Annotated in this window: 19 protein-coding genes; 9 read left to right on the top strand and 10 right to left on the bottom strand. The window is 68.7% G+C overall.

Going from position 1 to position 21,114, the window contains the following annotated elements; all coding sequences use genetic code 11:
* The first annotated feature begins 29 nt into the window (after positions 1-29).
* A complete protein-coding gene (locus O4N75_RS07500) occupies positions 30-344 on the top strand; it encodes a hypothetical protein (protein WP_269628733.1) in 315 nt (104 codons plus the stop codon).
* A gap of 146 nt (positions 345-490) precedes the next feature.
* Here O4N75_RS07500 and O4N75_RS07495 read toward each other — a convergent pair whose 3' ends face one another.
* The 5 genes from O4N75_RS07495 to O4N75_RS07475 form a co-directional block, all read right to left on the bottom strand.
* Positions 491-820: a hypothetical protein gene (locus tag O4N75_RS07495; RefSeq protein WP_269628732.1), complete on the bottom strand. Its 330-nt coding sequence runs from the start codon at positions 818-820 to the stop codon at positions 491-493.
* Positions 821-852: 32 nt separating this feature from the next.
* On the bottom strand, positions 853-1,170 hold the full coding sequence (locus O4N75_RS07490) for an antibiotic biosynthesis monooxygenase family protein (protein ID WP_269628731.1): 318 nt from the start codon (positions 1,168-1,170) through the stop codon (positions 853-855).
* On the bottom strand, positions 1,167-2,408 hold the full coding sequence (locus O4N75_RS07485; protein WP_269628730.1) for an amidohydrolase family protein: 1,242 nt from the start codon (positions 2,406-2,408) through the stop codon (positions 1,167-1,169). Before O4N75_RS07485 ends, O4N75_RS07490 begins: the two co-directional genes overlap by 4 nt.
* A 10-nt stretch (positions 2,409-2,418) precedes the next feature.
* Entirely contained in the window at positions 2,419-3,411 is a 993-nt protein-coding gene (locus O4N75_RS07480) for an AraC family transcriptional regulator (RefSeq protein ID WP_269628729.1), read from the bottom strand.
* A 90-nt stretch (positions 3,412-3,501) separates the two neighbouring features.
* Positions 3,502-3,957 carry a surface-adhesin E family protein gene (locus O4N75_RS07475; RefSeq protein ID WP_269628728.1) on the bottom strand — a complete coding sequence of 152 codons (456 nt, stop codon included), beginning with the start codon at positions 3,955-3,957 and terminating at the stop codon, positions 3,502-3,504.
* A gap of 232 nt (positions 3,958-4,189) precedes the next feature.
* On the opposite strand from O4N75_RS07475, the gene O4N75_RS07470 reads away from it, so the two are divergent.
* From O4N75_RS07470 to O4N75_RS07450, 5 genes are all read left to right on the top strand, one after another.
* Positions 4,190-5,605, top strand: coding sequence for a porin (locus O4N75_RS07470; protein WP_269628727.1), 1,416 nt, complete (start codon positions 4,190-4,192; stop codon positions 5,603-5,605).
* 8 nt (positions 5,606-5,613) lie between these two features.
* Positions 5,614-6,030 carry a DUF202 domain-containing protein gene (locus tag O4N75_RS07465; RefSeq protein ID WP_269628726.1) on the top strand — a complete coding sequence of 139 codons (417 nt, stop codon included), beginning with the start codon at positions 5,614-5,616 and terminating at the stop codon, positions 6,028-6,030.
* A 156-nt stretch (positions 6,031-6,186) separates the two neighbouring features.
* Positions 6,187-7,383 carry a DcaP family trimeric outer membrane transporter gene (locus O4N75_RS07460; protein ID WP_269628725.1) on the top strand — a complete coding sequence of 399 codons (1,197 nt, stop codon included), beginning with the start codon at positions 6,187-6,189 and terminating at the stop codon, positions 7,381-7,383.
* Positions 7,384-7,400: 17 nt separating this feature from the next.
* Positions 7,401-8,432 carry a glutaminase A gene (glsA, locus tag O4N75_RS07455; RefSeq protein ID WP_269628724.1) on the top strand — a complete coding sequence of 344 codons (1,032 nt, stop codon included), beginning with the start codon at positions 7,401-7,403 and terminating at the stop codon, positions 8,430-8,432.
* A gap of 30 nt (positions 8,433-8,462) precedes the next feature.
* Positions 8,463-9,995 carry a hypothetical protein gene (locus O4N75_RS07450; protein WP_269628723.1) on the top strand — a complete coding sequence of 511 codons (1,533 nt, stop codon included), beginning with the start codon at positions 8,463-8,465 and terminating at the stop codon, positions 9,993-9,995.
* 2 nt (positions 9,996-9,997) lie between these two features.
* On the opposite strand, the gene O4N75_RS07445 is transcribed toward O4N75_RS07450, so the two are convergent.
* The 3 genes from O4N75_RS07445 to O4N75_RS07435 are packed head-to-tail and all read right to left on the bottom strand — an operon-like array spanning position 9,998 to position 12,759.
* Entirely contained in the window at positions 9,998-11,155 is a 1,158-nt protein-coding gene (locus tag O4N75_RS07445) for an amidohydrolase family protein (RefSeq protein WP_269628722.1), read from the bottom strand.
* Between the two features lie 7 nt (positions 11,156-11,162).
* Positions 11,163-11,957 carry a hypothetical protein gene (locus tag O4N75_RS07440; RefSeq protein WP_269628721.1) on the bottom strand — a complete coding sequence of 265 codons (795 nt, stop codon included), beginning with the start codon at positions 11,955-11,957 and terminating at the stop codon, positions 11,163-11,165.
* A gap of 13 nt (positions 11,958-11,970) precedes the next feature.
* The gene (locus O4N75_RS07435) at positions 11,971-12,759 is read right to left on the bottom strand and encodes a DUF2092 domain-containing protein (RefSeq protein WP_269628720.1); all 789 of its coding nucleotides are present in this window, start codon (positions 12,757-12,759) and stop codon (positions 11,971-11,973) included.
* Between the two features lie 203 nt (positions 12,760-12,962).
* Here O4N75_RS07435 and O4N75_RS07430 point away from each other — a divergent pair, with 203 nt between their 5' ends.
* Together O4N75_RS07430 and O4N75_RS07425 are read left to right on the top strand one after the other, a co-directional pair.
* Positions 12,963-14,885: a pyrroloquinoline quinone-dependent dehydrogenase gene (locus tag O4N75_RS07430; RefSeq protein WP_269628719.1), complete on the top strand. Its 1,923-nt coding sequence runs from the start codon at positions 12,963-12,965 to the stop codon at positions 14,883-14,885.
* An 83-nt stretch (positions 14,886-14,968) separates the two neighbouring features.
* Positions 14,969-16,381, top strand: coding sequence for an aldehyde dehydrogenase family protein (locus O4N75_RS07425; RefSeq protein ID WP_269628718.1), 1,413 nt, complete (start codon positions 14,969-14,971; stop codon positions 16,379-16,381).
* 252 nt (positions 16,382-16,633) lie between these two features.
* Here the strand turns inward: O4N75_RS07425 and O4N75_RS07420 are convergent, their stop codons facing one another.
* Complete coding sequence (locus tag O4N75_RS07420) at positions 16,634-17,107, bottom strand: GatB/YqeY domain-containing protein (protein ID WP_269628717.1); 474 nt, start codon at positions 17,105-17,107, stop codon at positions 16,634-16,636.
* Between the two features lie 352 nt (positions 17,108-17,459).
* Between O4N75_RS07420 and O4N75_RS07415 the strand changes: the two genes are divergently transcribed.
* Positions 17,460-20,093 carry an Ig-like domain-containing protein gene (locus O4N75_RS07415; RefSeq protein ID WP_269628716.1) on the top strand — a complete coding sequence of 878 codons (2,634 nt, stop codon included), beginning with the start codon at positions 17,460-17,462 and terminating at the stop codon, positions 20,091-20,093.
* A 151-nt stretch (positions 20,094-20,244) separates the two neighbouring features.
* Here O4N75_RS07415 and O4N75_RS07410 read toward each other — a convergent pair whose 3' ends face one another.
* A complete protein-coding gene (locus tag O4N75_RS07410) occupies positions 20,245-21,114 on the bottom strand; it encodes a glycerophosphodiester phosphodiesterase family protein (RefSeq protein WP_269628715.1) in 870 nt (289 codons plus the stop codon).

The following is a 21,114-nucleotide window of genomic DNA, read 5'->3' as shown; positions in this document are numbered from 1 at the left end:
GGCGCCTGTTGGGCGCTTGGATAGTGTTGATGCGTGAATTTGTTGAACTCCGGGGCGCTTCGGGCGCCGCCTACCGCTTCCGGGCCTGGCCGGAGAGCGATCATCACACGCCGACGGCGGGCAACTTCGCCGTCCTGGCGTTTGAAGGTCCGGAGGTGACCATCGTCGGCCTCGGCGTCTGCAGCGACCTGTCGCGCGCCAAGCAACTGGCCCAGGCGAGCCTCGCCGACGCGCCGGGACAACTGTTCACGCGCCTGAACGTCTCGCGCGCCGTCCGCGACGCCGAACACGAGGACCTGGCCGCCGCGCAGCCCGCGGCCAAGACCCTGCACCAGGAGGGCTGAGCCCCTCGACGTGGGGGCGGAAAAGTGCGGTTTGATATCGTGAAGGGCGCAGCGTTCAGCTTGGCGTAGGCGCCTTGCGACGCCTGCGCTTCCGCCGACCTCAAGACAGCCCCCCTCGCCTTGGCGAGGGGGGCGCCGTGCTGGGTTCAGCCGCCGGTCTCGTCCACGACGATGGTGACGGTCTTGCCGCGCGACAGCGGCTCCCATCCGGCCTCCAACGCCGAGGCGATGGCGGTCGCGACGAGGGGTCGAGCAATCTGCGAAGCCTGCAGCTGCGGGGCGCCGAACCGCGGCTGCGGCCCTGGGGGGAACTCCAGAACTGCTTCGCGCTTGCCTTCCTGGTGGCGCACGGCGATCGCCATGCCGCGCCACTTCGCAGCGTCGCTGGACCATTGCGGGCGGCGGTGGAGCCACCAGACATAGGCCTCCCCGTCGACCTCGATTTCGAACTCGTCGCTGTGCTTGGTGCGCGCCATGGCAGGCAGTTAACCCGCCCAGCGCCTGCAAGCTAGCCCACGGCCGCCACCGCATAGGCCGCGCCGGGGCGCGGATCGACCAGGGTCTCCAGCAGGGCCCGGCGCTGCTGCGCCGTGACGCCCGCCATCGAACAGGCCTGCCAGGCGGCGTAAGCGGCTGGGTCCGCCCAGCGGCCGATCACCAGGTACTCGGCGGGGTTCTCCAGCCCCCGCACCAGTTCAGCCTCGACGAAGCCTTCGATCGCCCGCGGCCGGGTGAGCATCCCGCAGGCGGCGAAAGCGGCCTCGAACTCGGCCTCCCGCCCCGGCTTGACCGTGAAGCGGATGACGCTGCGCACCGCCCCACTCACAGGGCGCTCTTGGCCAGCACGCCGCCGCGCATGATCAGGTCGATCCGTTCGCCCTGGCCGCACAGCACGTTGAGGTCGGCCAGCGGGTCGCCGTCGACCAGCAACAGGTCGGCGAACGCCCCTGGCGCCAGCTCACCCAGCTGGCCCTGGCGTTGCAGCAGCTCAGCGTTGACCAGGGTGGCCGAGCGCAGCACGTCGGCGTTGCTCTGCACCTGGGCGCGCAGCAGCAGCTCCTTGGACTGGGCCGGATGGGTCTCGCCCAGCAGGTCGGTGCCGAATCCGACCTTCACCCCGGCGTCGAGCGCGATCTGCACCGCCCCGACCCCGGCGTGCAGCACTTCGCCGAGCTTGCGCAGGCTCTCGCTCGGGAAGCGCAGTTGCTTTCCGGTCTCGGCGATCTGGTCGTAGGTCACCAGGGTCGGCACCAGGAAGCAGCCGGCCGCCGCCATCGCCCGCGCCGAAGCCGCGTCGACCAGGTTGCCGTGCTCGATGGAACGCACGCCGGCCCGCACCGCCCGCTCGATGGCCTCGGGGATGTAGGCGTGGGCGAAGGCGTAGGTGCGGCGCGCCCGCGCCTCCTCGACCGCCGCGCGGATCTCCTCCTCGGTGTACTGCACCATGTCGATCGGGTCGGAGGGCGTGGCCACCCCGCCGCCGGCCATCACCTTGATCTGGTGGGCGCCGGACTTCAGCTCCTCGCGCGCGGCCTTGCGCACCGCGTCGGCGCCGTCGGCGACGTGGCTGAAATAGGACGAGCGGATCGAGCAGGCGCAAAGCTGCGGGCTCTCCTGCGGCAGATCGCTGTCGCCGTGGCCGCCGGTCTGGCTCAGCACCCGCCCGGAGCGGAACACCCGCGGCCCCTTCACCAGCCCGCGATCCAGGGCGTTGGCGATGCCCGGGTCCAGCCCGCCGGCGTCGCGCACCGTGGTGAAGCCGCGCGCCAGCATGCCTTCGAGGATGAACTTGGTCTCGATCGCCCGCCACGAGGTCTGCCGCCGCGCCAGCGCCGCGAAGTCCATGGTGGTCAGGGCCGCGTGGACGTGGGCGTCGATCAGCCCCGGCATCAGGGTGCGGCCGCCGGCGTCGATCACCTGCACGCCCTCGCCGGCCGCGATCTCCCGTCCGCCCTCGGCCACCTCGACGATCTTGTCGCCCTCGGTGCGCAGCGAGGCGCCGCCCCGCAGCACCCCGGCCTCCAGGTCGAGCAGCCGCGCGTTGACGATCAGAAAGCCAGCCATGCCAGGTCCTTTATTCAGCGGTCGCGGCGGACGGCGCCGCCGAGGGGGGAAATCCGAAGTGGTCGGTGAAGGCGCGACTGAAGCTCGACAGACTCGCATAGCCGGCCGCCTGCGCGACCTCGCCCAGCCGCATGGTCCCGTCCAGGATCAGCCGCCGGGCCCAGTCCATCCGCTGGCGCTTGGAATAGTCGTGCGGCGTGCAGCCGAACACCTGCCGGAACCCTTCCGACAGCCGGTTGCGGTTCAGGCCGATGCGCGCGGCCAGCGCCTCAACCGACGGCGGGGCGGCCAGTTCGCGCATGTAGATCATCGCCGCGGTCTCGATCAGCACCTGCTCGCGCGGCGACAGCTCGTCCTGGTCGCCGCCCCCCGCGCCCGGCGTCGGCGCGCGCGCCAGCGAGGCGGTCAGTTCGCAGACCAGCTCGGTCATCTTGGTCGCCAGATAGGTCTGGCGCAGCTTGCCGGAAAAGCCGCTCGCGAACACCTCGTCCAGCGCCAGCCACAGCCGCGGCGGCAGCAGCAGGCTCATGCAGAACGGCTGGCTGGTCTCGCCGCGGAAGAACGCCGCCAGCGGCGCGGGCAGCGCCTCGACCTCCAGCCCGAACTTGTCGACCAGCAGGTCAGGCGCCACCCAGGCGCCGATATACTTGACGTCCAGACCCGCGCCATAGCGGCGCACCTGCCGCGTCTCCTTCGGAAAGGTGGTCAGGCAGACCCGTGCGCCGGCGTGCAGGTAGCGGCCGTGTCCGGCCAGGGTCTGGCGCACCGACCCGGCCTGCACGAACTGCAGCCCGATCGAATTGCGAACCACCGTATGGTCGGTGGTCGGTTCGGCGGTCCTCCAGGCGTTGAGCGAGCAGAACAGCCCCTCCTCGACCGGCACGAACTCGAGCTTTTCGACGTGGGCGACGCGCCCTGGCGGGTAGAGCTGGCGCAGGACCTCCACGCCCGACTGGCGCTGGGCCATGGCCGTCAGCTCGGCTTGGTCGATCCACGTCGTCATCGCGACACCGTGGCCAGCCGCCCGCTCGCGCGCAAGCACGCGATCGCCGCTGTTGCGGATCGGCCATCGCTTCGTGCGGAAATGTAAAGCCTAGGGCGCGCTCAGGGCGTCGCGGACCACGGTCTGGAAGTCGAACACCGACATCTGCTGGCCGGCGATGCGCTGCGGCTTGCCCATGCAGACCTGTTGCATCAGCTCGTACCGCTCGTCGCCGGGAGCCACGTCCTGCCACTCGCCCGGCGTCTCCACCGCGCGCAGGGTTTCACCGTCCGGCGAGACGAAGCGGCGGGCAAGGTCGCGGGTGCGGCGCATGGCGCAGGAAAACTCGCGGAACGTGGCCACCATGCTCGCCCCGTCCATCGGGTGGGCGACGATCTGGTAGACCCAGGCCTGGGCCATGGCCCCTTCGCGCCGGACGCTGCCGACATCGTAGACCAGGGCGCTCTGCCCCTTCTTGAAGCTGACGGCTTCGAACGGCGCGGCGCGCGCGCCGCTGGCCAGCAGCACCAGACCCACGGCGGCGACCGCCGCCTTGCGATAGCTCATCCCACAGCCCTCCGAGCGAGCGTGGCCCATGTGCGCCCGGCGGGGCCGTTCGCGACTGGGACAGTTAACGTTCCACACCGGCAGCCGGTTCAGGATCGGCGCCACCTTCGTCGACGCCCCGGCCGCGCCGAATGCTGGAGGTTATTCGCGCGCCGCCCTCAGGTGTTCGCCCTATGTCGCCGCGCCGCCAGTTCTCCGACCCTGCCGATCCCCGCATGGGAGGCCGGTGATCGTGTACGCCATTGCCACGACGAGCGCCGCGCTCGCAGCGGCGATATCAGGCGAGCAGTCGCCGCCGGCGGCGCAGGCGGCTCCAGCCCCGCAACCCTCCGCCGACAGCGGCGGCTTCACGCTCGGCTCCCTGCTCGACCTCGACTTCCAGCTCGGGCCTTGGACCTTTCATGGCTACCTGCAGTACGACGGGGCGAATTACGACCAGGCCGCCGAAGGTCCTCCGGAGAGCGACTTCCGGCGCGGCGGCGTGCGCCTCGGCGACCCGCTGGGCGCGCGCAGCCTCAACGACGGATCCTACCTGCGGCGCGCGCGCCTGGGCTGGGAGGGTTCGCACGGCGAGCACGTCGCCTATCGCGCCATGTTCGAGTTCGGCGACGCCGACGAGGCCGGCGAAGCGCGGATCGCCGAGGTCTGGGCCAGCTACATCCGCAAACCCTACTCGATCCGGGTCGGAGCCTTCTCGCCGCCGACCAACATGGAGGGCGCGACCGGGTCCGACAGCACCCTGTTCCTTGAACGGGCGACCGCCGCGGACCTCGCCCGCTCGCTCGGCGGCGGCGACGGCCGGGTCGGCGTAACGGTCAGGCGCGTCGTGCCGGGCTCGATGATCGCGCTCAGCCTGACCGGCCCCAAGCTCGACTCCGGCGATGACTACGCGCCAAGAACCGCGATCCTTGCTCGCTATGCCCGCGCCTTCAAAGGGTCGAACGACTATCGCTTCCACGTCGGCGTCAACGGGACCTTCGTCCTGGCGCCGTCCAGCGAGAAGGACCCCGGCCGGCCCGAGCGCTTTCCGGTCCGCTTCCTCAACACCCCGGAGATCGACGTCGACGACACCCCGCTGATCGACACCGGCGAGATCAACGCCGACCGGGCCCAGGTACTCGGCCTGGAGTTCGCCGCCCAACGCAGGAACTTCTACCTCCAGGCCGAGGGCTTTCTGTTCGGCGTCGACCGGCACGGCCCGGGCGGAGATGCCCGCTTCGGCGGCTACTACGTCCAGGGCAGCTGGATCCTCACCGGCGAAGCCCGGCGCTTCGACCAGACGCTCGCCGCCTTCGCCTTCCCCAAGCCGCTCGCCCCGATCGGCGCGGGCGGCTGGGGCGCCTTGGAGCTGGCCTTCCGCTACAGCGTCATGGACCTCAACGACCACGAGGGCGAGGCCGGCCAGCCCACGCCGGTCGGCGGGGTGCGCGGCGGGCGCCAGCAGATCCTCGGCGCGGCGCTGCTCTGGTACCCGCGGCCCCGCGTCCGGGTCATGGCCAACTACCTCCACGTCGATGTCGACCGCCTCAATCCGGCGGGATTCGACGATCCGGCCCCGTTCGGCGCGCCGCCCGCCACGCCGCCGGTCGGGGTGCAGATCGGCCAGGAGCTCGACATCCTCGCCATCCGCGTTCGGTACTCGTTCTAGGAGCCCCCATGTCCGATCCCGCCGCCCGGTCCGATGTCGACGCGATCGCCGCGGCCAGGGACATCGCCCTGCGCGACGTCGAGCGCACCATGATCCAGATCGTGCAGACCTCGATCTCGATGATCGGCTTCGGCTTCACCATCCACGCCTTCCTGCAGAACGCCGACGCCGGCGCCTCGCTCGGCGTCGACATCGACCAGGTGGCGCGGCGGATCGGCCTGGCCCTGCTGACGCTGGGACTGCTGAACCTGGGCTGGGGTCTCTGGAGCCAGTCGCGCTTCCTGGCGGTCGTCCGCCGTCGCCATCCGCTGCCGCCCGGCGCGCCGCGCGGCTACCAGATCCGCTCCACCTTCGTCGTCGCCGGCCTGCTGCTGGCGCTCGGCGGCGCGGCCTTCGCGACCATGATCGTCCAAACCTTCAGCTGAACCTGCAGCCCAGCTCAGTATTCGACCCGATAGCCACCCGGCTGGCAGGTGCTCAGAGTTGCGGCCACGCTCCGCGGGCAGAGAGGGGCGAACGGAGGGCTGGTAATGGTGAAATACTCAGGCGTCACAGCGCAGCGGTGCGCGTGCGCGGCGACCTTGGCGCTCGGCTTGGGCGCCGGCGGCGCGGCCGCGGCCCAGGACGATCGCAACTTCGAGGTCTACGGCTTCGCCCAGCTGGATTACATCCAGGACTTCAAGCGGGTTCACCCTGACTGGGACGCGACCCTGCGCCCGTCGAAGATCCCGACCGTCGACGGCATCTACGGCGACGACGGCCAGGCCATCCTCAGCGCCCGGCAAACCCGCTTCGGGGTGCGGGCCAAGCAGCCGATCGGCGGACAGGACCTCTTCGTCCGGTTTGAGTTCGACCTCTACGGCGTCGGCGGCGACGCCGGGCAGACCACATTCCGGCTGCGTCACGCCTATGGGGAATGGGGGCCGATCCTGGCCGGCCAGACCAACAGCCTGTTCATGGATGGCGACACCTTCCCCAACACCATCGATTACTGGGGGCCCAACGGCATGGTGTTCCTGCGCAATCCGCAGATCCGCTACACCTACAAGACCGGGCCGCACCAGTTCGCCGTCGCCGTCGAGCAGCCCAGCAACGACATCGACCCTGGCAATATCCGCCTCATCGACTCCGACATCGCCACCGGCCTGCAGGGCGACGAGGAGCTGCCTGACCTGACCGCGCACTGGCGCTACGACGGCGGCTGGGGCCACGTCCAGGTGGCCGGCATCCTGCGCCGCGTGGGCTTCGAAACCGCCGGCACGCCGAACAACGAGCCCTCCGACAGCAAGACCGGCTGGGGCGTCAACCTCACCTCGAACATCAAGCTGCTCGAGAAGGACGTCATCCACCTCGGCGCGGTCTACGGCGAAGGCATCGCCAGCTACATGAACGATGGCGGCATGGATCTGGCGCCGGAAGCCGACCGCCTCGGCGCCCCTCCGCCGGCCCCTGGCCAGCCGCCGCCGATCGGCCTGCGCGGCGAGGTCGTGCCCCTGTTCGGGATGATGGCCTACTACGACCACTACTGGAACGATCAATGGAGTTCGTCGATCGGCTACAGCCGCGTGCAGGTCGACAACACCAACTTCCAGGAGGCGACGGCCTTCCAGACCGCCCAATACGCCTCGGTGAACCTGCTCTACACGCCGTCCGACAAGATCATGATGGGTGGCGAGTTCCTTTGGGGCACGCGCGAGGACAAAGACGGCGAGGAAGGCGAGGACTACCGTCTTCAGGTCTCGTTCAAATACGCCTTTTCCAGCAACGACTTCCGCTGATCAGGGAGCACTCGATCATGCAAGCCAACGCTTCCCGGCGGGACCTGGCCAAGGCCTTCGCCTTCCTCGCCACCGCCTCCGCCGCCGCCCCGGCGCTCGCCCAATCCTCCACTGGCGGCGGCGACATCGACGCCGCCGTGAAGGCCGCGCACGCCCAGTACAAGACCTTGAACGAAGGCAAGAACGCCGACTACATCCCGGCCCTCGCCCAGGTGCCCTCGCACTATTTCGGGATCGGTCTGGTCACCCCGACCAACAAGTCGTCCTTCGTCGGCGACATCGAGCCGAAGTTCTCGATCCAGTCGATCTCCAAGGTCTTCACCCTGGCCCTGGTGTTCCAGGAGTCCGGCGAGGACCTGATCGAGAACAGCATCGGCGTCGACGCGACCGGCCAGGTGTTCAACTCGATCACCGCCGTGGAGCAGTACAAGGGCAAGGAGATGAATCCCTTCGTCAATCCGGGAGCCATCGCCACCACCGGCATGGTCAAGGGATCGAGCGCGGACGAGGTCTGGCGCAAGATCCTGGGCATCCACAGCGACTTCGCCGGCCGCCAGCTCGACGTCGACCAGGTGGTCTACAAGTCCGAGGCCGACACCAATCAGCGCAACCGGGCGATCGGCCAGCTGATGTCGGCCTATGAGCGGTTCCCGGGCGACCCGGCCCAGGCCGTCGACCTCTATACCCGTCAGTGCGCCATCGCCGTGAACGCCAAGGACCTGGCGGTGATGGCCGCGACCCTGGCCAACGGCGGCAAGAACCCCGTCACCCGCAAGCAGGTGATCGATCCGCGCCATGTGCCCGGAATCCTGGCGGTGATGGCCACGGCCGGCCTCTACGACGACAGCGGCAAGTGGCTGTTCCACACCGGCCTGCCGGCCAAGAGCGGCGTCGGCGGCGGCATCATCGCGGTCTCGCCTGGCAAGTTCGGGATCGGAACCTTCGCCCCGCCGCTCGACGCGGCCGGCAACAGCGTCCGCGGCCAGCGCGCGATCACCGCGATTTCGAACGCCCTCGGCGGCAATCCTTACTCGGTGCGGCCGGTCTAGTCGGAGAAAGTGATGCGTGGCGGGGGAAGAGTGCGCAGGGCGCTTGCGGCCGGCTCCGGCGGCGCGGCCCTGCTGCTGGCGATCGGTTGCCCAGCGGCCGCGGCCGACGAAGCCCAGCCGACCGCCCCGCCGCCGGCGGCGCCCGGCGCCTCGAACGCGGCGCTCGCCGACATCCGCCGCGAGATCGAGGCGTTGAAAGCGGAGTCGGCCGCCGCCAAGGCCGCCGAGGAAGCCCGCGCCCGGCGCATCGACGCCCTCTCGCGCCAGTTCAGCCTCGTGGCCGGCGCCCCCGCGCCGCCGCCGTTGATCCCTGACGCGCAACCGAACCTCCAGCTCAGTCAACGCTCCGAGGCCCCGCCGAAGGGCGCCAAGTGGGGCGGCTTCGAGCCGGGCAAGGGTCTGATCCTGATGCGGTCGGATGTCGGCGAGGTGAACCTCGGCCTGGTCAGCTACCTGCGCTACCTGAACCAGCACGGCATGGACGACACCTATACGAGCAGCTTCGGCCAGCCGTTCGATGTCACCCCGCGCGAGGATTTCCAGCTCGCCAAGGTGCAGATCACCCTGCGTGGTTGGCTGTTCAATCCGCGGTTCGGCTACAACGCCTACGTCTGGACGTCCAACGCCAGCCAGGGTCTCGGCGCCCAGGTGGTCGCCGCCGGCAACCTCAACTGGACCTTCAACGAGCACTTCCGGGCCTACTTCGGGGTCCAGTCGGTGCCCTCGACCCGCTCGACCAACCGGACATTCCCTTACTGGCTGCGCAACGACAACCGGCCGATCGCCGACGAGTTTTTCCGCGGGTCCTACACCCAAGGCATCTGGGCCGACGGCAAGATCATCGATGGTCTCGAATACCGGGTGATGGTCGCCAACAACCTCAGCGCGCTCGGCGTCCAGGCCCGCCAGCTCGACGCCAATATCGACACCTTCTCCGGCGCCCTGACCTGGATGCCGACGACCAAGGAGTTCGGCCCGGCGAACGGCATGGGCGACTTCGAGGATCATCAGAAGTTCGCGACCCTGTTCAGCGCGCACTACACGCAAAGCACCGAGACGCCGCAATCGCAGCCCGGTACCGAGTCGATCGAGAACACCCAGATCCGGCTGTCCGACGGCACCCTGATCTTCAACACCACCGCCTTCGGGACCGGGCGGATCACCGAGGTGCGCTATCAGATGATGGCCCTGGCCGCGGCCTTCAAATACAAGGGCTATGCGCTGGAGGGAGAGTACTACGCCCGCTGGCTGGACCCGCTGAAGGTCGAGGGCGTCATCCCCCGTGACGACTTCTTCGATCAGGGCTACTCGCTCCAGGCCTCGGCCATGGTCATCCCCAAGACGCTGATGCTCTACGCGTCGGGATCGCAAGTTTTCGGCCAGTACGGCGATCCCTGGGACCTCGCCCTCGGGCTCAACTACTACCCGTTCCAGCGCCGCGACCTGCGGGTGAACATGATGGGCCTGTGGGTCAAGAACTCGCCGGTCGGCTACACCGCCTATCCCATTCCGGTCGGCGGCAACGGCTTCACCTTCGTCACCGACCTCTCGCTGGCCTTCTGAGGCTAGCGGCCAGCCCGGCAGACCGGCGGCGCGACGTAGTCCAGGTTCAGCAGCCGGAAGTAATTCTCGCCCAGCGCGATCTGGCGGAACGCCTCGTCGTTCAGGCGCCGGTTGACCCGGCTCGTGACCTCCAGCTCCTTCCAGTATTGCTCGAACGGCTTGTCGGCGGAGGCGACGAAATCGCTGCCGTTCAGGATCCGGGTCGGATAGGCGTTGAACAAGTCTATGAAGTCCTGCCCGTACTGGTAGTAGGCGTTGTAGATCACGTCCCACGATATATCGAGCATCAGGTTCGGATAGGTATCCAGCGCCTTGCGCATGATCGCCACATGCAGCTTGGGGTTCATCTTGGTCAGCTCTTTCGAGAGCCCCATATGCGCCCAGACGATCTTGTTGTTCGGATAGGTCTTCAGCACGTGCTGCATCAGCGGCACGAACTTGGTCGGTTCGGCGTCGTTGCCCAGGTCGGCGTGGACGGTGAGCGGGATGCCGCGCTGCTCGAGCACCTTCATGAACGGGGCCCAGCGGTTGATGCTCTCGAACGTCGGCGGCTCGAATCCGTTGCCCAGCAACGCCTGCTTCATGACGTTAGCCTCGCCCATCCAGGCGAACATGCCCGGGAACTCGCGGTCATAGAGCTTGATGGTCTCCACCGCGCCCTCGGGATGGGCCAGATCCACGAACGTCATCGACAGGGTGATGTGGACGTTGTCGTGCGGATAGACCTTCATCTCCTGCCCGTTGACGAAGTCGTTCTTGATGCTGGGCAGCGCCTTCACCCCCGGGCAGTTCAGGTAGTAGGTGCAGTCCGACTTCATATCGAGCGACTGGCCGATGCCCATGTAGGTCACGAACCGCACCCCGGCCTTGTCGAAATACTGGAAGAGGGTCGTCGGCTCTATCGCCTGGCCGCCGAAAGGCCGCGGATGGAAGTGGGCATCCGAGACGCCAGTATAGGGCTCGGATTGGCGATCGAAGCACTGCGGGCTCGAGTTCGCCTTCGAAAATGACGCCAGACTGCGTTTGAAGGTCGGGACCGGCGGGGTCGGAGGGGGCTTTGGCGGTGCGCCCGCCGGCGCCGCCGCGGTCAGGCCGGGCAGCCCGGCCAGGACCAGGGCGCAGGCGGCCAGCGCGGCCGGTCGAAGGCGTTTGCGAGTCATGGCGGACCTACTGCGGCGGCGGTGGAGGGGGTGGCGGCTGTTCCTGCGCCGGATCCGGCACCGTCACATAGACCACCGTGTCGCCCTCGTAGCGGGGCTCGTAGTACATGCCGCCGCACGAATAGTAGGACCCGTAGTAGGGCGAACAGCCGTAGGGCAGCGCGTAGTACATCGACCCGTAGATCGCCGCCGAGGTCACCGCCGCGGCAGCGCCGAAGGCGACGCCGGCGCCGATCGGATGGTCGTCCCAGCCGCCCCAGCCCCAGTCGTTGTCGGCGTCGATATTGATGTCGTTGCCCGCATTGATGTTGCCCCGGTTGATATTGTTGTTGTTGCCGCGGTTGACATTGTTGTTGCCGCGATTGCCGTCGCCGCGCGCCGGCAGCTGGCCCGCGTCGGCGCGGCCGCCCTGTCCTGCGACGGGGCGATTGCCGGCATAGGCGCCTTGCCCGGCGGCGGGACGATTGGCGGCGTTTGCTCCCTGCCCGCCCGCCGGACGATTGCCGGCGTAGGCGCCCTGTCCGCCGGCCGGTCGCGACCCGGCATTGCCGCCCTGCGGCCGGCTTCCGCCATAGCTGGACCGGTTCATCGAGCTGCTCTGCCGCGGCGGCGAGCCCATGCTGCGCGAGGCGCCGCCCATGCTGCCGCGGCTCATCGACGAGCCGCGGCTCATGCTCGACATGCCGCCGCCGCGGACGCCGCCCCCGCCTCGGCCACGCGCGTAACTGTCAAAGGCCGCCATGCAGACGATCGAGACGATCGCAGTGGCGAGGGTCGCTCGATAGAAGCGCGCTCTGGTCATCGCCGCATCCTCCTCAGCGCGCCGCCATGAACTTGATCGGCTTGGCGTCGCTCGCGGGCGTGAAGGCAAAATCCTGCTGGGTGTAGACGGGGTTCTCGATCCAGCTCAGCCGCGCGACGTAGGTCGGCCCGGTCGGATCAGTGCGGTCGATGATCACCAGCTTCTTGGGCAGCGGCTTGTCGCCCTGCTGGATCCAGATCTGCCAGTCCATGTCCTTTTCGCGGAAGGCGTAGTGCTGGGTTTCGACGCCGTCGATGGTCGCCGGCCCGACGACGAAGCCGGAGATCAGCTTGTCTTCGCGCGTCTTGTCGCCGGTCCAATGGAACAGGTCCTCGAGCGGCAGCGCGATGCCGAACTTGTCGTAGATGGCGTCCAGGGTCGCGGCGTTCGTCGCCGGCGCATCGACCGTGGCGTAGTATTTCAGCTCCGGCGCGGAGACCGTGAACGTCTTGCCGTCGTAGATGAAGGTCCGCTTCTTGATGTCGCTGTTCAGATCGATGACGAAGCCGTTGGGACGCCGGACCTTGTAGGTGGTCACCCCGTCCAGCTGCAGTCGCTGGCCGTCCACCGTGACGACGTCGATAGTGGTGTTCGCCGTGATGCCGAACGTCTTCAGCGTGTCCAGATAGGTCCCCATGCGCTTGAGCGCTTTCAGGGCGTCCTCCTCGACCTCCTGCGGCGGCAGCTCCGCCCCGGCCCCCGGCGCCGACGCGGCCGGCGCGGGCTTCGGCTGGGCCAGGACGACCCCGGGACCGGCAAGGAGAAATGCGACGGAACTGACGATGGCCGGAAGGGTCCGCATGGTCGTTCTCTGGGTTCGGCGAGGACCGGCGGGCCGGCCCTCCTGACGGCCACGATTGTCGGCCCGTCGGCGCCCCCTCGCTATCGGTAGAAACCCTAGACGCACGCTCCGGGAAGCACTCGGCGCCCACCATTCGCCCCGCCCGGCTCGCCGCTCGTCCCAGGGCGCTTCTCAGAGCCGCGGCCGGCGCGAAACATCGGGCCATGATCCAGCGTCTCGCCGTCGCCGCGCTTTGCGCCCTCGCCGCCTGCAGTCCGCCGGCGGCGCCGCCCGCCGCGGCCCCGGAGGCCGACTGGCCCTATTACGGCGGCGACGCCGGGGGTCAGCGGTTCTCGCCCGCCGCCCAGATCACCCCGGCCAACGTGAAAGGGCTGAAGCTCGCCTGGACGTACTCCACCGGCCACATGAAGACCCATGCCGACGCGGTCCAGCGTGCGGCGTTCGAGGCGACCCCGATCCTCGCCGGCGGCCGGCTCTACCTCTGCAGCCCGTTCAACGTCGCCAGCGCCCACGACCCCGCCACGGGCCGCGCGCTCTGGACCTTCGACCCGAAGATCGACGCCGGCGCCCGCTATCCCAACAGCTTCAACTGCCGCGGCGTCGCCTACTGGCGCGATCCGGCCGCCCCGGCCGACGCCCCCTGCGCCGAGCGCATCTTCATGGCCACCAACGACCGGCGGCTGTTCTCGCTCGACGCGGCCACCGGCAAGGCCTGCGCCGGCTTCGGCCAGGGCGGCCAGGTCGACGCCATGCCCGGCGCCCAGCTGGCGCGGCCTGACGGGGCGCAGATCACCTCGGCCCCGGTGGTGATCGACGGGATCGTCGTGGTCGGCTCCTCGATCGACGACAACCAGCGGGTCCGCGAGACGCCCGGCGCGGTCCGTGCCTTCGACGCGCTCAGCGGCGCGCTGCGCTGGACCTACGACCCGTTGCAGGCGTCCGGCCCCGGCGTCGTCGCCGGCGCCGCCAACGTCTGGGCCCCGATGTCGGCCGACCTGGCCCGCGGCCTGGTGTTCCTGCCGACCTCCAGCCCCAGCCCCGACTTCTACGGCGCCGCGCGCCCAGGGAACGCCGCCCACGCCAACTCGGTGGTCGCCGTCCACGCCGCCACCGGCCAGGTCGCCTGGGCGTTCCAGACCACCCACCACGACGTCTGGGACTACGACGTCCCGGCCCAGCCGACCCTGGCCATGCTCGGCTACCGCGGCGGCCCGGTCCGCCCCGCGGTGATCCAGACCACCAAGCAGGGCTTGGTCTTCACCCTCGACCGCGAGACCGGCCAGCCGATCATCCCGGTCGAGGAGCGCCCGGTCCCCCAGGGCGGCGAGGTCGGCGAGGTGCTCTCCCCCACCCAGCCGTTCCCGGTCGCGCCCGCGCCGCTGGCGCCCAGCCGCATCACCCCGGACGACGCCTTCGGCCTGACGCCCTGGGACAAGGACGCCTGCCGCAAGCTGATCGCCGGGGCCCGCAACGAGGGGCTCTACACCCCGCCCAGCACCCGGGGGACGATCCTCTACCCGTTCACCGGCGGCGGTTCGAACTGGGGCGGCATCGCCTTCGATCCGCGCCGGGGCGTGGCGTTCATCAACACCTCCTCGGCCCTGCACAAGGTCACCCTGATCCCGGCGGGCAAGGTCGCCGGCGAGAAGCAGGCCAACCCCGACCTTGAGATCAGCCCCCAGGCCGGCGCCCCCTTCGGCATGCGGCGCGAGCTGCTGCGCTCGCCGCTCGGCCTGCCCTGCAACCCGCCGCCCTGGGGCCTGCTGAGCGCCGTCGACATGACCACCGGCCAGGTGCTCTGGCGCACTCCGCTCGGCGCCACCGGCGACCTGGCGCCCGGCTCGCAGTTCTTCGTCCGCGGCGTCGGCACGCCCAATTTCGGCGGCCCGATCGCCACCGCCTCGGGCCTGGTGTTCATCGGCGCGGCGATGGACGACTACCTGCGCGCCTTCGACGCCAAGTCCGGCCGCGAGCTCTGGAAGGGCCGCCTGCCGGCCGGCGGCCAGGCCACTCCGATGACCTATGTCTGGAAGGGCCGCCAGTACGTGGTCATCGCCGCCGGCGGCCACGCCAAGGGCGACACCAGGCGCGGCGACCAGGTCGTGGCCTTCGCCCTGCCCGACTAGATCCCGACTTGACCGCCGTTGCGTAACAGGCCGAGCGTGGCGCCCAAAATTTCGGGCCAATATTTGGGAAGGAACGCTCCGCCATGACTGCTACGCCTGACTTCAAGCTCCTGATCGGCGGCCAACTGGTGGCCGGCGACGCGACGATGGACGTGATCAACCCGGCCACCGAGCAGCGCGTCGCGGTCTGTTCGCGCGCCTCCAAGGCCCAGCTCGACCAGGCGGTCGCCGCCGCCAAGGCCGCGTTCCCGGCCTGGGCCGCCACCTCGATCGACGAGCGCCGCAAGGCGCTGCTGGCCATGGCCGACGCCATCCAGGGCGCCGCGCCCGAGCTCGCGCGCCTGCTGACCCAGGAACAGGGCAAGCCGCTGCAGGCGGCGATGGGCGAGGTGTTCGGGGCCGCGGCCTTCTTCCGCTACTTCGCCAGCCTCGACCTGCCGGCCAAGACCGTCCAGGACGACGCCGCCGGCCGCGTCGAGATCCGCCGCAAGCCGCTGGGCGTGATCGGGGCCATCGTGCCCTGGAACTTCCCGCTGATCCTGATGTCCTTCAAGGTTCCGGCCGCCCTGCTGGCCGGCAACACGATCGTCCTGAAGCCGGCTGCGACCACGCCGCTCTCGACCCTGAAGATCGCCGAACTGGTCAAGGACCTGGTCCCGCCAGGCGTGCTCAACGTCATCGCCGACGCCAACGACCTGGGCGCGGCGATCACCGGCCATCCCGACATCCGCAAGATCAGCTTCACCGGCTCCACCGAGACCGGCAAGCGGGTGATGGCCGGCGCCGCCGACGCCCTCAAGCGCGTCACCCTGGAGCTGGGCGGCAACGACGCGGCCATCGTGCTCGACGACGTCGACCCGGTCGAAACCGCGCCGAAGATCTTCGCCGCCGCCTTCCAGAACTCCGGCCAGGTCTGCATCGCCGCCAAGCGGGTCTACATCCACGAGAGCATCTACGACGCCATGTGCGAGGAGCTGGCCAAGCTCGCCGACGCGGCCGTGGTCGGCGACGGCCTGGAGCAGGGCACCCAGTTCGGCCCGCTGCAGAACAAGGCCCAGTTCGACAAGGTCCTCGACTACATCGAGGCCGGTAAGCGCGACGGCAAGGTCATCGCCGGCGGCGCCCGCGCCGGTGACACCGGCTACTTCATCCGCCCGACCATCGTGCGCGACATCACCGACGGCTCCAAGCTGGTCGACGAGGAGCAGTTCGGTCCGGTGCTGCCGCTGATCAAGTTCAAGGACGCCGCCGACGCGGTGGCCCGCGCCAACGCCTCGGACTACGGCCTCGGCGGCTCGATCTGGGCCAAGGACGCCGAGCGCGCCTGGGACCTCGCCGCGGGCATGGAGTCCGGCACCGTCTGGATCAACAAGCATGCCGACCTGCAGCCGCACCTGCCGTTCGGCGGGGCCAAGCTCTCGGGCGTCGGCAGCGAACTGGGCGAAGAGGGCCTGAAGGAGTTCACCCAGGTCCAGGTCCTGAACATGGCCCGCTAACGGCGCGCGGCGGCCCCGGCTTGCGCCCGGGCCGCCGCCTGTAACTCCTGCTGACCTCGAAGGCGGCTCCTCCCCCCAACGGTCATGCGTTAACGCCGAGGTCCCTGGCGTGACGACATAGGGATGGCTGCTTCGCGCCAGATACGGACATTGGGCCCCGCGCGGTAAGTGGTCATTCGCAGATCGGGGTCCGCTTCCAACTCATTGCGGGCGATGGGCGGCTCAGCTCCAGACGGCGGGGGTGTCCTTCATTCACCCCCTGGCCAACGCGCTGGCTGCCTTGCCGTCATACTGGCCGCCGAAGCTAGTCTTCAGGTGGGCCATGATGGTCCCGACGTTAGCGTCGGGGTTCTTGGCCCGGAAATCGTCGATGGCCTTGCGCAGTTCCGATTCCGTCATCTGCTTTGGGCCATACGAGGAAAGAATTGCCAGTTCGGTTTCAGCAGCCTTGGTGCGCTGATCGACCTTCGACGCATCGCCGCCGGCTTCGATCAGGCGGGCGCGCTCACTCGCGAGGTTCTCCAGCGTCAGTTTCGTATTCTTCAGGAACTTCGCGACGGTTGCGGCGACCTTTTCATCCGTGACTTCCGTCACGCCGCGCTTGAACTCTTCGGTCGTGATCTGCGTAGCTTCGCCGATCAGAGTGGTGAGCAGGTCAGCCTTCAGACGGTCGTTCAACTTACGTGCCGCTAGTTGGTCAGCTTTGAGCTCGTCAAGCAAAGCCATATCGCCGTCCTTTCTATTCACTCTGTTCGTTAGTTCTGTAGTTGGGGAAGGAGGCCGCCGTTCAAGCGCGGTCGCGCCGCTGGGGCACCGTAGCAGCCTCCCCGCAATATCCATGCGCCAAATCCGGGCGTTGGCGCGTGGCAGGAAGCGGGCTCGCCGATGTCCCGCTTCTCGTCGCGTGGGTTGTTCTGAACGCGTCCTTTGCGACCATTGGGAAAACCTGCAGCGGCCGGACCGGTGAAGCCCCGCGTCGAGAGTGTCTTAACAAGCTCTGTAGAAAATCGTCCGGAAAGCTGGGCGCTTGAGCGACCGGCAGTCAGATCGCGGATCCTCCGGACAGTGAGAGTTTAGTATGACGAACATCGCCAACGTCACCGCGGTCACCGCCAGCGGCAGTTACAAGGCCGGCGCCACAGTGACGTTGACCGTCGACTTCGACGGCGCGGTGCTCGTGGACACTACAGGGGGCGCGCCGACACTCTCGCTGAACAGCGGCGGGGCCGCCACCTACATGGGCGGCGGCGGCTCCTCGACCCTGACCTTCAGCTACACGGTCGGCGCCGGCGAAACGAGCGCCGATCTGGACTACGCCTCGACCTCGGCGCTTGCGCTGAACGGCGCGGCGATCACCGACGCCGTGACTCATGCAGCCGTCGTCCTGACGCTGGCCACGCCCGGCGCGGCCGGCTCGCTAGGCGCCAACGCCAACATCGTCATCGACACCGCCGCGCCCACGGTCACCGGCGCTACCGTGGTCTTTTCGGCAGATACCGGGCTCTCCAACAGCGACCTGATCACGAACACGCCTTCGCAGTCGGTAAGCGGGACGCTGACAGGCCCTCTGGGGACAGGGGAAACGGTTCTTGTGTCCTTCGACGACGGCCAGTCCTGGACAACGGCCACGGCGTCCGGGAGCACGTGGAACCTCCCGACGCCCGTCACCCTCGCAGGCAGCGACACGCTGAAGGTGCGGGTCGACGACGCCGCAGGCAATCAGGGCTCGGCGGCGTCCTTCGCCTATGTGCTCGACACCACGCCGCCGTCCGGCGTCAGCAGCATCAGCCTGTCCAACGACACCGGCAGTTCCTCGAGCGACTTCATCACCAACGCCGCTGCGCAGACCATCAGCGGCACGGCGTCGAGCGCCTTTGCGGCGGGCGACCAGGTTCACGTTTCGCTCGACAACGGCGCCACCTGGACGGTGGTCTCCACCACGGCGGGCGCGAACACCTGGTCCCTGCACGCTACACTCGCCGGCAGCGACACGCTGAAGGTGCGGATCGCCGATACGGCGGGCAATTACGGCACAGTCGCCTCCCAGGCCTACGTGCTCGACACCACGCAGCCGACGACGACCATCTCGTCGCTCGCCCTTTCGGCCGACACGGGGACCTCCAGCTCCGACTTCATCACCAAGACCGCCGCGCAGACGGTCAGCGGAACGCTGTCAGCCAATCTGTCGACGGCCGAGCAAGTTCAGGTCTCGATGGACAACGGCGCCTCGTGGACCACCGCCAACGCGACGGTCGGGCAGAATACGTGGTCGCTCAGCGGCGTCACCCTCGTCCAAAGTAGCACGCTGCAGGCGCGGGTCGTCGATACGGCCGGCAATGAGGGGACGCGCCTCAGCCAGGCCTATGTGTACGACATGGTCGCGCCGGCCAGCGTCAGCAGCCTGTCCCTTTCGAGCGACACCGGCGCTTCCTCGACCGATTTCGTCACCAAGGTTTCAGCGCAAACCATCAGCGGCGTGCTGAGCGGCGGGCTGGCGGCAGGAGACCAGGTACTGGGCTCGCTGGACAACGGCGCGACCTGGACCGACATCACCTCCAAGGTGAGCGGCACGACCTTGAGCTGGAACGGCGTCACGCTCGCCGGCAGCGGCGTCCTCAAGGTTCAGGTCGTCGACGTCGCGGGCAACGCCAACACGGCTTTCACAGGCTACGTGCTCGACACGTCCGCCGCCGCGCCTTCCGCGCCGGACCTGAGCGCCGCGTCCGACACCGGGGCGTCGAACACCGACAACATCACCAGCGACGCCACGCCCACCTTCACCGGCACGAGCGAGGCGAACGCGGCCGTTTCGTTGTTCGACACCGACGGAACGACCGTGCTGGGGACGGCGACCGCCGACGGCTCGGGAAACTGGTCGATCACGTCGAGCACCCTGGCGGTCGGCCAACACACGATCTCGGCCACGATCACCGATCTGGCGGGAAACGCGTCGCCCGCCGGCGCGGGTCTGCAGATCACCATTGAGGCGTCGGCGCCTCCCGAACCGCCGCCGCCGTCGGTCGTCACCATCGTGACGCCGTCCGGCTCCCTGATCACCGGCGACGGCGCGGCCAATCTCATCGAGTGGAGTGGAAGCGGGGCCGATACGATCGCCGGCGGCGCGGGGAACGACACCCTGATCGCCGGGCAGAACAACGACGTCCTGCAGGGCAATACCGGCGCCGACAGCATTTCCGCGGGGGCGGGCGCAGACATCGTCAACGGCGGTCAGGGGGATGACTTCCTCAATGGCAACCAGGGGAACGATCTGCTGTTCGGGGACCTCGGCGACGACGCCGTCTCCGGCGGCAAGGGCGACGATTTCGTCCACGGCAACGCGGGCGACGACGTGCTGCTGGGCGACCTCGGCGACGATACCGTTCTGGGCGGCCAGGGCGACGACCTCATCATGGGCGGCGACGGGGCCGACTACCTCTCCGGAGACAAGGGCGACGATGTCCTAATCGGCGGGGCGGGCGCAGATCTCTTCAGTTTCGTGAACGGGGCGGGCCGCGACGTCATTGCGGACTTCAGCCACGCGCAGGGCGATCACATCCGGCTGTCGGCCGCGCAGGCGGCCGATTTCCAGGCCCTGTTCGGCAAGATGGCTATGGTGGGCGCCGATACGGTGATCAGCCTGGATGGCCTGACGATCGTCCTTGCCGGCGTCCCGATGAGCAGCCTCACCTCTGGCGACTTTCTGTTTTTCTAGCTCTGCGCCAGGGCGGCCCTAGCCCTATACGTTCCAGTAAACACGGCTGGGACGTCGCGGGCGGCGTAGCTCCATTGTCTCAGATGCGCCAGCTGCGGACATTCGAGCCTGACGCCAGAGCGGACCAACGCCTCGCCCTGCGCGCAGCGGGTCAGTTGGGCGAGCGCTTGAGGAATGCGATCAGGCCCGCAGGGTCGTTCGTGAAGATCGCGCTCATGCCTAGCTCACGATTGATGCGCCAGCCGGCTTCGTCATCGACGACATCGGAGATCACCATCACTCCGGCGTCGCGCAGCTGCTTCACCTCGGCCGCGTCCGTGACCCTGGAGCTCAAGGTGAGGCAACTGGCGTGATGCTGGCGGAGCAGCGGCAGATACGCGCCCTTTTCGGCCTTGGCGCCCAGCAGGCAGGTGCGAATGCGCGGGTTGATGTCGTGCATCGCCTCCAGCGTCCTCCAGTCGAAGGACTGAAGGATAAAGCGGTCCTCCAGGCCGTGCTTGCGAACGGCGGCCTCGACCAGGCGGGCGAACGCCACCGGATCGACTTGCCCCTCCGCAGGCTTGGGCATCTTGGTCTCGCCGAAGAACAGCACCGGCGTGTCCCTATAGCGGGCGAACACCGCGTCAGGCGTCGGCATGCGCGCCCCGGGAACAGGCTCCTGGGTCGGATAGATGGCCCGGTGCTTCGAACCGCAATCGAACTTGAGCACGTCCGCCAGCTTCATCGCCCGGATAGGTCCCGGCGAGACGCCGGAGCCGGGCTCGGGCGTACAGAAGGTCGCGTTGACCGTGGGGTCATGCTGCACAACGAGCTGGTCGTCGGCGGTCACCACCATGTCGAACTCGAGCATTTCGGCGCCGAGCGCGATGGCGTGATCGAAGGCCGGCAAGGTGTTTTCCGGCATCAGCAATGCACCGCCGCGGTGGGCGATGACGATCGGCCGGCTGGGCTCGGCTGCGTGCGCCAAGACGTCCGGCATGAGCATCGCGGCGGAAGCGATGATCGAGAGAAGCATCCGCAT

Source organism: Phenylobacterium sp. NIBR 498073 (assembly GCF_027286305.1).
Lineage (GTDB): Bacteria > Pseudomonadota > Alphaproteobacteria > Caulobacterales > Caulobacteraceae > Phenylobacterium.
This window is presented reverse-complemented; position numbering and strand designations above follow the sequence as displayed.

Excerpts from the sequence above, each read along its gene's own strand:
- O4N75_RS07500 (WP_269628733.1), top strand. The coding sequence starts at position 30 with ATGCGTGAATTTGTTGAACTCCGGGGCGCTTCGGGCGCCGCCTACCGC.
- O4N75_RS07495 (WP_269628732.1), bottom strand. The coding sequence starts at position 820 with ATGGCGCGCACCAAGCACAGCGACGAGTTCGAAATCGAGGTCGACGGG.
- O4N75_RS07485 (WP_269628730.1), bottom strand. The coding sequence starts at position 2,408 with ATGGCTGGCTTTCTGATCGTCAACGCGCGGCTGCTCGACCTGGAGGCC.
- O4N75_RS07480 (WP_269628729.1), bottom strand. The coding sequence starts at position 3,411 with ATGACGACGTGGATCGACCAAGCCGAGCTGACGGCCATGGCCCAGCGC.
- O4N75_RS07475 (WP_269628728.1), bottom strand. The coding sequence starts at position 3,957 with ATGAGCTATCGCAAGGCGGCGGTCGCCGCCGTGGGTCTGGTGCTGCTG.
- O4N75_RS07465 (WP_269628726.1), top strand. The coding sequence starts at position 5,614 with ATGTCCGATCCCGCCGCCCGGTCCGATGTCGACGCGATCGCCGCGGCC.
- glsA (WP_269628724.1), top strand. The coding sequence starts at position 7,401 with ATGCAAGCCAACGCTTCCCGGCGGGACCTGGCCAAGGCCTTCGCCTTC.
- O4N75_RS07445 (WP_269628722.1), bottom strand. The coding sequence starts at position 11,155 with ATGACTCGCAAACGCCTTCGACCGGCCGCGCTGGCCGCCTGCGCCCTG.
- O4N75_RS07440 (WP_269628721.1), bottom strand. The coding sequence starts at position 11,957 with ATGACCAGAGCGCGCTTCTATCGAGCGACCCTCGCCACTGCGATCGTC.
- O4N75_RS07435 (WP_269628720.1), bottom strand. The coding sequence starts at position 12,759 with ATGCGGACCCTTCCGGCCATCGTCAGTTCCGTCGCATTTCTCCTTGCC.
- O4N75_RS07430 (WP_269628719.1), top strand. The coding sequence starts at position 12,963 with ATGATCCAGCGTCTCGCCGTCGCCGCGCTTTGCGCCCTCGCCGCCTGC.
- O4N75_RS07425 (WP_269628718.1), top strand. The coding sequence starts at position 14,969 with ATGACTGCTACGCCTGACTTCAAGCTCCTGATCGGCGGCCAACTGGTG.
- O4N75_RS07420 (WP_269628717.1), bottom strand. The coding sequence starts at position 17,107 with ATGGCTTTGCTTGACGAGCTCAAAGCTGACCAACTAGCGGCACGTAAG.
- O4N75_RS07415 (WP_269628716.1), top strand. The coding sequence starts at position 17,460 with ATGACGAACATCGCCAACGTCACCGCGGTCACCGCCAGCGGCAGTTAC.
- O4N75_RS07410 (WP_269628715.1), bottom strand. The coding sequence starts at position 21,114 with ATGCGGATGCTTCTCTCGATCATCGCTTCCGCCGCGATGCTCATGCCG.